We start from the raw sequence: 13,060 nt of genomic DNA, 5'->3' as shown, positions 1-13,060 counted from the left end.
TTGCTTTTATGTTGGTATCGCAATTACCTACGATTCGGTAACTGTTTTAGCGGTAACCGTCGCGGTATTTTTAGTGGCAATGGTGCTCACATATTTCCATTCTGATTTAGCTTCCGTGGCCGTAAAGGTAGCCATTACGAAACCACGTTTTGAGGCATCAACATATTGCAGGTCATCTATCAACAAAGCGTTAGCCTGTTCAAAACCCGCCAGCGTTTGTGGGTTGTCGCCAAAAATGGCCTCAAAACCCGGCGAACTAACTGAAGATGTAGCAAACTCGGTACCTGCCTTATTGCCGCTACTGTCCGACAGTACAGAGTACCATGCATTATGCGTATCACCGGCCAGCGAGATCAGTTTTTTGTTTTTCACAGCGGCGTAGATCAGTTCACGCTCAACCGGGTAGCCATCCCAGGCATCAAGGTTGTAAGGCAACACGGTTTGTACCCTTGCTTTTTCGGCGGCGGTTAATGTAGGGTCGCCTTGCAGCAGGCGGGTTTTAATGGTTACCAGTTCGGTAAGTATTTTATTGTATTGGGCAAACAAAGCCGGATCGGTACTGCCTGCCGCAATTTGCGCGGTAAGTATCAGCTGCTCGGCAGGTATAAACATTTTACCCATTAAAACCTGGTTACCCAGTACCTGCCATTTACTGCTGCTACCGTTTATTTTTGAAACCAGCCAGTTCTTTTGTTCCTGCCCCAATATACTGCGTTGCGGGTTTTGCCAGGCAGCCAAAAACTTGGCGCTATCCAAACCTGTTTGGGTGAAGTAATCGGTATAGCTCAATTGCTTATCACGACCAATAATGCGGGTATCCAGCATCACCAGGTTTACAAAACCGGCTATCTCAAAGTTGCGGTATATCTTGGCATTGTCCTGTACACGGGCAGGCAAATACTCGTGCCATACCTGTATAGCGCTCATTTTACGGGTAGCAAAATCGCCCTCGTTAGGCTGGTGGTTCTCAGCACCATCTTTATAGGCATCGTTGGCAACCTCGTGGTCGTCCCAAACGCAAATGAATGGCTTTAACTGGTGCGCTTTTTGCAATTGCTCGTCGCTGCGGTATTGCCTGTAACGTTCGCGGTAATCATCTACCTTAATAATTTCACCGGCCGGTTTGTGTGCACGGTTCAAAGTAGCGGTAGTACCGTTGGTACCATAACCGCCTGCCTGGTATTCATAAATATAATCGCCCAGGTGCACTACAACATCGGCATCTGACTCGGCAACGGCACCGTAAACGTTAAACAAACCCGCCTGAAAATTGGCGCAGGAAACAACAGCCAATTTAACTGCTGTAGCTTCGCCCGCGGCAGGCAGGGTTTTGGTTTCACCGGTGATAGATATGGTCTTCGTTTTTTCGCTTCTGAACCTGTAATAATATTTGGTGTTGGATGTCAGCTTACTCACGTCAACATGTACCGTATGGTCGCTGTTGGCATCTACAATTACGGCCTGACTTGCCACTACATTTTTAAAGTCTTTATCTTTAGCTACATCTAAAAATATTTCGGGATTGCCTTGCTCCTGAGCAGCAGGCGTATAACGTGTCCATAAGATCACCCTATCCTGCGATGGGTCAAAACTGGCCACTCCTTCGTTAAATCCCTGGCCATTGTATTCTACATGGTCGTTATCGCCTTTGCGGCAGCTGATGATTGTTGAAGGCAACAGCACGGCGCCTGTGGCTGCAATTACCGAGTTGCGTATAAAGTTTCTGCGGCTTAACTTATTAAGTAAATTTTCCTTATCCATATGAGCAGTTTATGTTTCTTCGAAGTTAAGAAGCACACATTGCCGTGATGTGAATTATGGGTAATGGTTTGATTAAGTTTAGCTGCTCTTGCTCTATATCCGCGTATCAAAATCATCATAACCGTAAATAAAGAGAGCCGGCAACTCCTCATCAGAATTACCGGCTCTCTTTTGCTCAACTATTTTTATCAGGCAGAGCGCCGCATAACACCCCTACTCTTCGCCCTTGTTTTTTAACATGGTAAGCAATGTATAAGCATTTTTGGTAACGATGCTGGTGCCGGGCAGTTTGGTGCCTATAGCTGTAAAACCATCTACCGCGTTACCCGGTTCTACTTCCTTCATACTAAAAGTGCTGTTATTTGTAGCTACAAATACGTAATGTTTACCTTGCCAGGTTACCAGCGCGTCGTCGGGCACGGCTGCTGCTTGCTGATTGCTTACCGCTATTTCGGCATTAATAAAGCTGCCGGGCAGCAAATCGCGGGTTGGGTTTACCAGGTGGCAGTGTACCTCGATGGCCTTATTTTCATCCAAATTATGGGTGATGAGCTCCAACACGGCAGAATATTTTTTATCCGGATTGGCATTGGATGAACATAATACCGTTTGGCCTTTTTTTAGGTATTGGGCATCATTTTCAAACACCTGCAAATCAATGTGTACCTCACTTGGGTCTATCAATTCAAACAATACATCTGCCGGAGAAATGTACTTACCCGGATTAATATTCACCTTGCTTACATAACCCGTAAGCGGCGCATAAATAGCAACGGACCGCGACAGGTTTGATTCCTTCAAGTGTTCGGGCTTTATGCCTACAAGGCGCAACTTTTCGCCAAGCGAACGTACCATTACCTTTTGGGTTTCAAAATCGGCTTTTGATTGCTGTAATACCCGCTGACTGTTCGACTGGCTTTTGTTCAGTTCCACCTGCCTGTTGTAATCGGCCTCGTTAAACTCCAATCTGGCTTTAGCGGCAAGGTAATCCTGTTGCATTTGTATAAATGCCTGATCTTCTAATACGGCCAGCAGCATACCTTTTTGCACCTGCATACCGGGTATCAGTTTGTTACTCTTAACATAACCGCTCATCGGGAAACTCACCGTATGCACATTCTCCGGCGGTACATCAACGGTACCATTCACCTTGATCAAGGCGTGCATGTTTTTCATCTCGGCCGGACCGGTTTCAATGCCTGCACTTTTAATTTGAGCCGCGGTTAAAGTTATAACGGTAGGATCGGTTTGCTTTTCAACTTTGGCGCTGTCAGCTACAGGCTGTTTATCGGGTTTACTGCTGCATGCCGCCGTAAAAGCCGTGAGCAGTATAAATACTATTCTTTTCAATTTTATATATTGCATGGTATACTCTTTTTAGTTCTTGCCTTGTAATCTTTCTATTTCAAATACAGCCTCGTTAAGCTGCTGCACGGCCTGGTAATACTGCCCCCGGGTATCAAACGACTGGTTAACCAGTATCACCCAGTTCAGGTAGTCGATATCGCCGCTTGCCAGCCTTTTAGTGGCCGAGGTTATAATGGCCGATGTATTGGGCAGCAAAGCGGTTTGATATGTTTTAATCAGCTCCAAACTGCGGTGGTAAGTTTCAAGCGCGTTAGCCAGTTCATTATTGATGCGGGCTTTAAGGTAGTCCATCTCTTTTTGCTGTATACCAACCTGTGCCTTTGCTGCTTTGGTACGTGAAACATTGGCGCCAAAAAACAACGGAATACCAATACCAGCCGTTACCGATTGAAAGCGATTACCGGCGGTAAAAAACTTTTCGCTGCGGTCGGCCAGGCTTTGCCAGCCTTGTAACGACATATTGGCGTAACCTATGCTGAGCGTAGGCAGCCACTTGTTTTTCTCCAGTTTATAAGCCGCGCTGCTATGCTCAATTTTAGCCTGCTGCAATTGCAGCGTTGGGTTATTGCGTATGGTGCCGGTATCGGCAGTTACAAGCGTAGCGCTGTATACAATACTATCGGCTACGGGCACAATTGGCGTGATGCTATTGGTAAGTAACGTTAGCCTGTTGTTATAAACGGCTTCATCAGTAAGCAGGGCTTTTAGCTGTGTGGCTATCTGTATCCGCTGGTTGGCAGCAGTAGCGGTTTCCAGGCGATCGGCATCACCGGCTTTAAACCTGTTTTCGGCTTTTTCGACGAAACGGCTATAAATGCTATCGGCCTGCATCAGCACTTTTTTCTTTTGCTGAAGTATTATCAGTGTATAAAATACCTGTTTCAGTTCCGTTTGAAGTTCTGATAACCGGTTTTTAGTTTCGCTTTGCGCGATAGCCACATTGGCTTTATATACCGACCGCTGACGGGCATAAACCGTTGGAAACTGAAAGCTCTGACTAACAGAGAACCTTGTATCCTTAAACGTACTATTGAGTTCGCCGTACTCCATACCTACTATTGCCTTATCCGGGTCGAAGGCTGATGGCAACAGGGCTTTGTTGTACTGTTCGTTCAGCACAGCTGCCTGTACTGATAGGTTGTTCTTTTTCAGTAATTCTCCGGCTTGTTGTAAAGTTACCGTGGTTTGTGCCGATGCGGTGTATCCTCCTAAACAAAACAACAATATGAGCACAGCCGGTTTAGGGCTAACCCTAAAGTATTTAAAGCCCTTTTCGAAAAGGATATAAAATATAGGTAATACAAATAAAGTGAGCATAGTTGATATAATTAAGCCGCCTATAACTACCGTAGCAAGCGGCTTTTGTACCGCGCCGCCAGCACCATTACTTATAGCCATCGGGATGAAGCCCAGCGAAGGTACCAGTGCCGTCATCAGCAGGGCCCTGAGTTTTGATTTGGTGGCTTCCATTACTATTTTGCGAATATCTGTCCACCCTTCTTTTTTAAGGCGGTTAAACTCCGATACGAGCAGGATACCATTCAATACCGCTACCCCGAACAAGGCAATAAAGCCCACACCAGCCGAAATGCTAAAAGGCAAATCGCGGATCCACAAAGCGAAAATGCCACCAGTGGCCGATAATGGAATTGCTGTATAAATAAGCAACCCTTGTTTAACCGAACTAAAGGCAAAGTACAGTAGCAGGAAGATCATCAGCAGGGCAACAGGCACCACTACAGATAGTCGTGCCTTGGCGGCGTTCATATTCTCGAACGAGCCTCCGTATACCAGCTTATAGTCTGCCGGTAACTTTAATTGCTGTTGTACCTTTTGCTGTAATTCAGTTACGATGGATTGCACATCGCGGCCGCTGATGTTAAAGCCGATAACTATACGCCTGCGGGTATCTTCGCGCTGAATTTGATTTACACCTTCTACCTCTTCAATTTGAGCAACCTGAGATATGGGTATTTGCTGCCCGGTTGGTGTTGATATAAGCAGGTTACGCACATCGCTCAAATCGCGGCGCGACTCGTTGGCTAAGCGTACGACCAGATCGAAACGTTTTTCACCTTCAAATACCTGCCCGGCGCTTTGTCCTGCGAAGGCGGTATTTACTGTAGTGTTAACATCAAGTACGTTGAGGCCATATTTGGCCATAGCATCGCGGTTATAATGAATCACTACCTGCGGCATACCGGTAACCGTTTCTTCATAAACATTGATAGCGCCGGGTACTGTTTGTATAATATTATTAAGGCGATGGGCATAACTGGTAAGTGAATCCAGGTTTTCACCGAATATCTTACACACTACATCCTGCCTTGCACCTGTCATGAGCTCGTTAAAACGCATTTGCACCGGAAACTGAAAACCAACCCTGATACCCGGTACGGCAGCCAACGCATGGGTCATTTTTTCTGATAATTCCGGGAAGGTTTCGGCCGATGTCCATTCCTTTTTATCTTTCAATATCACCATCATATCGCCTGCTTCAAAAGGCATAGGGTCGGTAGGGATTTCGGCGCTGCCAATTTTGGTTACCACTTTTTGTACTTCCGGAAATTCCTTAAGCAATATGGCCGACGCCTGCTGAGTATATTTTATGGTGTTTTTCAGATTGCTGCCGGTAAGCAAACGGGTTTCAACCGCAAAATCGCCTTCCTCTATCTGGGGTATAAACTCGCCGCCTAAACCCATCATTAAATAAATAGACAGGGCAAACAAACCAAGTGTAACCGCAATAACCGAGCGGGGGTAATTCATTACCTTTTTTAACAGTGGCTGGTATTTTTGCTCCAGCCACGTGGTCATTTTATCGGCAAGTGTTTTTTTATGGTTCAGCTTTTTATTCAGAAACAAAGCGTTCATCATAGGCACATAAGTAACCGACATTACAAACGCGCCCAGTATAGCAAAGGCCACGGTTAGCGCCATCGGCTTAAACATTTTACCCTCAATACCCTGTAACGATAAAATAGGCAGGTAAACAATAAGGATAATGATTTGGCTAAATACCGCCGAGTTGATGGTTAATCCGGTAGATTTAATTATCTCGCCATCCATTTCATCCTGCGTTATGCGGCTTACTGCCTTAAACTTTTGCGCATGTGTAAAGCTGTGTAATACGGCCTCTACAATAATTACCGAGCCATCTACAATTAAACCAAAATCAATAGCGCCCAAACTCATCAGGTTACCGCCCACGCCAAACATGTTCATTAAAATAATGGCAAAAAGCATAGACAGCGGTATCACCGACGATACGATTAGCCCCGCCCGTATATTTCCCAGGAAAAACACCAGTACGAATACTACAATAAGCGCGCCTTCCATCAGGTTATGCTCTACAGTTTCGATGGCGTTGTTCACCATTTTGGTACGATCAAGAAAAGGCTCCACCACTACGCCTTCGGGCAGGGATTTTTGTATTTCGGCAATTTTATCCTTCACCCGTTTCACCACTACCGATGAGTTTTCGCCTTTTAGCATCAGTACCACGGCACCGGCTACTTCACCCTTATCATTAAAGGTCATGGCACCGTAGCGTATAGCCGAACCAAAACGCACTTCTGCCACATCGCGGATAAGCAGCGGCAGGCCGTTAGGCAGCGTTTTCACTACTATCTTTTCAATATCCTGCAAGTTGGTGGTTAAGCCTTCGCTGCGGATGTAAAGCACGGTTGGCCCTTTTTCAATATAAGCGCCGCCCGTGTTTTGGTTATTACGGCCCAACGCGTCAAAAACCTCGGCAATGGTTACATTGCTGGCCTTCAACTGACCGGGTTTAACGGCAATTTCGTATTGCTTAACGTTACCGCCAAAGCTGGATACTTCGGCCACCCCGGGAGTACCCATTAACTGGCGACGTACCACCCAATCTTGCAAAGTGCGCAGTTCGGTGGGGCCGTATTTGCCCTCGTAGCCTGGCTTGGGGCGCACTACGTATTGATAAATTTCGCCCAGGCCGGTTGATATAGGGGCCAGTTCGGGCGCGCCTATACCATCGGGAATATCGCGCTGCACCTGTTGCAGGCGTTCGCTTACCTGCTGCCGGGCCCAAAATAAGTCGGTAGCATCATCAAAAACAATGGTTACCAACGATAGCCCGAAACGGGAGAAACTACGGATTTGTTTAAGACCGGAGATATTACTACAGGCCTGTTCTACCGGGAAAGTAATGAGGCGTTCCACATCGGGTGCGCCAAGAGATGGAGAAACGGTGATTACCTGTACCTGGTTATCTGTAATATCAGGCACGGCATCAATAGGCAGCCTGGTTACTTCGTAACCTCCCCATAATACAAGGGCAAATACGAACAGGCCAATGATCAGCTTATTCCGCACGGAAAAGCTGATGATCTTGTTCAGCATAAAATATTTTTTAGAAATGCACAATAAGCCATCCCTGTAAAGGAGCAGCCATTAAGAATAAATGGGCTAAAGCCCGGTTAAACGGTAAAGTGCAATCTTGGCGGTTTAAAAAGCGAGCCTACACAGGTTTCGGGTAAATCTGCTGTTTGGGGCAGGCCGTAAGTTATTTTACGGAACGATGGTGCGTTAACCACATGAAACTGCTTTGCAGGCGTAAAGAAGTAAAAATGAATATGCATGGATGCCTTTTTAAAAGGCAGCTGATTATCGCGGTCGTCATCATTATCAGGCAAATCCTGGCCCCAGTAATGCATGGACAGGAACTTCATAACGCTGATGTTACCGTTCAATTGCTGGTGCTCGGCATAATGTTCAAACAGTACAGGCAATTTTATCAACTGCCCTAAAGATGCGTTATCAGCAATAACAAGAATAAATAGTATGTAAAGGCATACTTTCTTCATTGCCGTAAAAGTAGCGCTTATGCCCTTAAGTTGCAAACATTATTGGCTCCGGCAGCAAAGTGCTTTCTAATTAAGCATTGAATGATTTAGATCATACACCTTGATAATGAACTCATCCCAAAACAAAAAAGCGGCCCTCCTTTAAAGGAAGAACCGCCCCGGGGAATTAGTCTGATTTATTTTTAGCTAACGGCTTATTAGGCTTTTTTAACTAAAGCGTATTGTATTTTCGGATATCCGCGTGTACCGCCATCCTGGGTAGTAAAGCTGATGAATTTCAGTTTGTACACGTTTCCGGCTGAATCTTTAACTACGTAGAAACGATCTGTTTTTACACCTACGGTACCGGTTGTAGCACGCCAGTTCGCGCCAATGGTGTTACGGGTGTTGTTGAATGTTGTAGTTGCAATGTTAGCCTCAGCATAAGCATCGTAGCTTACAGTGGTAGTTAATACCTCTGCCGATTGCGTACCGCCCAGGTAGTTGGTGAATACCAAGTCAGAGAATACATAAGGTATACCGGTAGTAAAGTACGCGCTGTAACCCCAAACTATATCCCAACGGTCTTTAGCAGGCTCAACAGTTACCGGCGCGTTAGTTTCAAAGCTGATGTAGTTGAAGTTGGTAGCCGTGCTTTTGGTAACGGTTAAGGTTTTAAAAGTAGTTTCGTTAAGGTTTGCGTATTGCAGCGTGTAACCATTAGTTGTACGCAATACGCGTACTTTCACTAAGTCGGCTGGGGCAGCAGTAGTGCCTGAGCCACCAACACGGTTAATTACATAAACTTTGTTTGATGCATCTGTTGCAGATACTTGCGCGATAGCGGTTTTGGTAAGATCGCCGGTTACATCATCAAAAATATTGAAGGTACCTTTACCAAAGCCCAGTTCAAGATCAGTAATAGTGATATCGCTTGCTGAAACCGCGTTGATATCTGTTTTATCTACAGCCACTACAGAAGCTGCTGAAGTGTTGTTCAATATCACCCTGAAATCGTCGCCATTGTAAAAGCCCAGATCCCAGCTTATACGTTTTACTGAAGATTGCGCGTTGGCGCTCAAATCAACATAAACTGAATTAACTGCTGCCGAAGCGCCTTCGCCACCCTGCAATGTTAACTCAGAACCGGTTGATACGATTGATGAGAAGCTCAGTTTTAAGGTATTGGTTGAACCTAATACCACCGGTGAACCCGCCGATTTAATAACAAAGCTAACCGACTCGGTACCGTTTAAAAACACGCCGTCTTTTTTAACCACTTTAAAGGTAGCTGAACTGCTGCCCGCAGGTATAGTTAAGTTAAGGGTGTTTGATGCCGCGGCAGGCACGGTAGTAAACTCGGTACCGTAGGTAACACCGGCTGATTGCAGTTCAATAGCTACCGGTACGGCTACGTCAGTAGCGCGGCCCAGGTTAAGCGTAATATCGATAGAGGCATCGGTAGATGCAAGGCCTTGTGTAGCCGCGGTAAAGGCAAGCTGGTTATCCGGCAATGCCGGATCGCTTTTTTTGCAAGCCGCGGTTAATAAGATAAAGCCGAATAAATAATAGGATACTTTTTTCATGGAATGTACTTGATTAATACTTGTTTGGTAATTTTTATGTTAATAATTAATATTTACTGTATTGAAAGGTTAAACCGAGGAAATAAGATCGGCCATACCATATCGGTACCGGTCCGCCGGTGCTGTGCGCCCCGCCTACATCGGTAGAGGTATTGTTTACATAGGTTACGTTAAACAGGTTTCGCACACCGCCGCCTATTGAAATATTGCGGCTGATGAATTTATTCACCGTAAGATCGGCCGTGTGAAATGCCGCCCGCTGCGCCAAGTGAATACTGGTTACACCCTCAACCGTTCTTAACTCATAGGCTGGCAGTTTGCCGTTGTATTTGTAAAACAGGCTTACATCCGTCTTAATGCCTTTAAAGTGGTACATCAAATTACTGTTTACCTCTGGGTACCAGGTAAAGCCGGGCAGGCTGTTATCATCCTCCTGCAAACGATTGTATACACCGGTATAAGAAAAGCCTATTTTGGCATCTAAATTTCTATAGCTGATGGTGTTCTCGAATGTACCGCCCGTCGTTTTGTATTTATCAATGTTGATATAGGTCATTACCGATGGATCGGCCGGGTCATAACCTGTGGTGATGAGGTTATCAAACTGGTTGTAAAAACCGCCTGCTGTTGAGCGGATGCTAACATCGCCAATAGTAATAGCCCGCCACGCGAACGAACCGTTGAAGCTGTTGGAGTGTTCGGCCTTCAGGTTTTCGTTACCACGGATGGAGTGGCTGGCATCAAAGAAATTAAAATAAAGCTCGCGCAATGCCGGCGACCGGTAGCCACGGGCATAAGCCAGGCGAAGATCAAGGTCGCTCGTCAGTTTTATTTTGGCATTTAACGATGGTATAACCGGCGGCGCATCATACACCGAGTTTTTGGTGAACCTTGCACCCGGCCGCAGGCTTAAGGCCCGCCCAACCAAGATCTCTGACGAGATAAAGAAAGCATAATCATTAATAGCAGGCGTACCCAATATGCGCGCGCCGCTGCTGCCTGTTAAGTTAACCTCGAAACCGGGTTGTAACGATACCTTATCGCTTACCTTATATTGCGCCGTACCACGGAAAAACTTGGTATCGAAAACCGCTTTGTCCTGCTCGCCGGGTCCCAGGGTAAGCCTGCGGTCGCCGGTAAGTACGTTGAGGCTGCTGGTTTGCGTACGCCTGCTGTAATCGGTATATGATGCCGCGCCGTTAAAGCTCAGCTTGTCGTTCAGCTGCCACTCGCCCTGTAGCTGGTGCATCCAACGGTTGGTCAAAAAGTGCTGATCTATCCTTACATTAGTTTCTACGTTAACCGGGCCATCGTTACGCAAGGTTTCGTCGGTACCATCAAGCCGGTACCATACATGCCATTTATTGGTACGATAGCCAACAACGCCATTGCCCAAATACTGGTCTTTAGGCATCCAGCCCAACCGGGCGCCATCAAAATTATTGCGCGTAAAATTGCCCGACAGCTGCCAGCCTTTATGCTCCCAGTTAAGGCCCACATTTTCCATGTGGATGCCGCTGCCGTCAAAAGCCTTGTATTGTTTACCAGCTGTTTCTTCCTGTATACGGGCAGTAGCTCGCAGACTTTCGCCGCCCGTTCCTTTTTTGGTAATGAGGTTAATTACACCGCCTAATGCGTCGCTGCCGTAACTTACAGACATAGGGCCTTCTACCAATTCAATATGGTCAATGGTGTTGATATCTACCTGGTTCAGGCTTTCGCGCGTGTCGCCGCGATCAAGCAGGGGCACGCCATCCAGCAAGATCTTTACCCGCTGGCCCGATACGCCCATCAGCGTAATATCCGAAGTACCCAAAGTAAGGTCGTTAGTGAAACGGATGCCCAACTGGTCTACCAATACATCCTGCACCTTTGCCGGGTTGCGTAAGCGTATTTGCTCGGCAGTGATATTGCGCACCATGTATACCGAGTTTTTTAATGATTGCGGCGCGTATTGCCCCGTAACTACTACATCTTTCAATTGTACGGAGGTAACCTCTAAAACCACATCGGGCCGGGTGCTTACTTTGCCTGCGCTGATGGTTACTTCTTCCTGGTGACTAACCGAACCTAATGCTTTGTATTGTACGGTATAATTGCCGGGTTTGGCTTTGAGCAGGTATTTACCGTTTTGTTGTGTGCTGGCACCGTAAGGTGAATTCAGTAACTGAACAGATACACCTTGCGCGGGTTTACCATCGCTGGTCAAGATTGTGCCTTGCAGGCTTCCGGTTTCGTTTTGTGCGGATAATGTGGCGGGGATGATCAATAAGTAAAAAAGAACAATCGAAATATATTTAAACATTATTTAGACTAATTAAAAATAATGCTGCAAATTTGCCGATATTCCCATAACGTAGATAACGGGAAACGGATTTTAAATAACGCAAGACGGATTTTATGGAGTTTCAATTATCCTCGGCCCAAAGCGACGGGGAGGTATTTTTGCTGGATTACCCTGATGATTTCATTACAGATAAGCACTTTACAGAACGCGATTCAACGTTCGGGCATTACGCGAACCTGCAATTAAAAGAGTTATGGTTTGATGGCGTGGCCTTGTTTTTAGGCGATTTTAAACCCGATACTCCACACACCATGAATTTAAGCTCCGATAACTTTTTTTGGGTAATGAGCTTTGTACTGGATGGCAGCCTTACTTTCTATCCCGACCCGGATTCGGAAGGGAGAACCTTGAAAAAGGGCGTTTATCAAACCTTTTATTGTGCTACCACCAACGTTAATATGCGTATTGAGGAATATGCCAAAATATTCACTATTTGCCTCACTTACAATTTTGTAAAGAAGATACTGCCCGAACATTTAGCCATAGAGGATCAGCCATATACCCTGCTGTCTACCGATTTGGGCGATAACCGTACTAAAACCATTATACAAGATATGCTAAGGGGCGACCGCCCTGCCCATATCCGCCGCATGGCCATTGAAGCCCGTATTTTAGACCTCCTATCCATGCAAATGGAGCGCATGGAAAAGATACATGCTAATGAGGAAATCCTGAAGAATAAAGACATCGGCCGGTTAAACGAGGCTAAATATATTGTAGAACAAAACCTGCGCAACCCCTACTCGCTGGTTGAGCTGGCACGCAAAACCGGTCTTAACGATTTTAAGCTCAAGAAAGGCTTTAAGAAACTTTTCGGCTATACCGTTTTCGGTTACCTCACCGAAATACGCATGAACAAAGCCTACCTTCTGCTGCAGGAAGGCAAAACAGTAAGCCAGGTAGCCGAAGCCGTGGGCTATAAAAACTCACAGCACTTTACAGTAGCCTTTAAAAAGAAGTTTAAAGTGCTACCAAGTAAAATGAAGCCAGATTGATGAGGATGCGTGTTCTTTTGTAACTACAGATATTAGGAAGACCGATTTGCTCGACCCGTCATGCCGAATTTATTTCGGCACCCCATTGGAAGAGCACCCGATAAGCAAAGTGTTTACCCTGCTTATGGGATGCTGAAATAAATTCAGCATGACTTTTATAGTCTTTTTATTCTTGCGCTCGTT

At 45.9% G+C, this 13,060-nt stretch carries 7 protein-coding genes; 1 reads left to right on the top strand and 6 read right to left on the bottom strand.

Annotated elements, in window-relative coordinates:
- Positions 1 to 27 precede the first annotated feature (27 nt).
- The 6 genes from ABD894_RS07350 to ABD894_RS07325 all read right to left on the bottom strand — a co-directional run bounded on the left by ABD894_RS07350 (position 28) and on the right by ABD894_RS07325 (position 11,840).
- Complete coding sequence (locus tag ABD894_RS07350; RefSeq protein ID WP_345210356.1) at positions 28 to 1,761, bottom strand: alkaline phosphatase D family protein; 1,734 nt, start codon at positions 1,759 to 1,761, stop codon at positions 28 to 30.
- Between the two features lie 213 nt (positions 1,762 to 1,974).
- A complete protein-coding gene (locus tag ABD894_RS07345; protein WP_345210355.1) occupies positions 1,975 to 3,126 on the bottom strand; it encodes an efflux RND transporter periplasmic adaptor subunit in 1,152 nt (383 codons plus the stop codon).
- A 12-nt stretch (positions 3,127 to 3,138) separates the two neighbouring features.
- Entirely contained in the window at positions 3,139 to 7,506 is a 4,368-nt protein-coding gene (locus ABD894_RS07340; protein WP_345210354.1) for a CusA/CzcA family heavy metal efflux RND transporter, read from the bottom strand.
- Between the two features lie 77 nt (positions 7,507 to 7,583).
- A complete protein-coding gene (locus tag ABD894_RS07335) occupies positions 7,584 to 7,970 on the bottom strand; it encodes a hypothetical protein (RefSeq protein WP_345210353.1) in 387 nt (128 codons plus the stop codon).
- A 197-nt stretch (positions 7,971 to 8,167) separates the two neighbouring features.
- Positions 8,168 to 9,535, bottom strand: a complete 1,368-nt coding sequence (locus ABD894_RS07330) for an HmuY family protein (RefSeq protein ID WP_345210352.1) — start codon at positions 9,533 to 9,535, stop codon at positions 8,168 to 8,170.
- Between the two features lie 46 nt (positions 9,536 to 9,581).
- Positions 9,582 to 11,840, bottom strand: coding sequence for a TonB-dependent receptor (locus tag ABD894_RS07325; protein WP_345210351.1), 2,259 nt, complete (start codon positions 11,838 to 11,840; stop codon positions 9,582 to 9,584).
- A gap of 95 nt (positions 11,841 to 11,935) precedes the next feature.
- Between ABD894_RS07325 and ABD894_RS07320 the strand changes: the two genes are divergently transcribed.
- Complete coding sequence (locus ABD894_RS07320) at positions 11,936 to 12,877, top strand: helix-turn-helix transcriptional regulator (RefSeq protein WP_345210350.1); 942 nt, start codon at positions 11,936 to 11,938, stop codon at positions 12,875 to 12,877.
- Positions 12,878 to 13,060: the final 183 nt, after the last annotated feature.

Origin of the sequence: Mucilaginibacter gynuensis, assembly GCF_039541195.1 — a bacterium.
GTDB lineage: Bacteria > Bacteroidota > Bacteroidia > Sphingobacteriales > Sphingobacteriaceae > Mucilaginibacter > Mucilaginibacter gynuensis.
The sequence above is the reverse complement of the archived record's forward strand: the minus strand, read 5'-3'. Positions and strand labels throughout refer to the sequence as shown.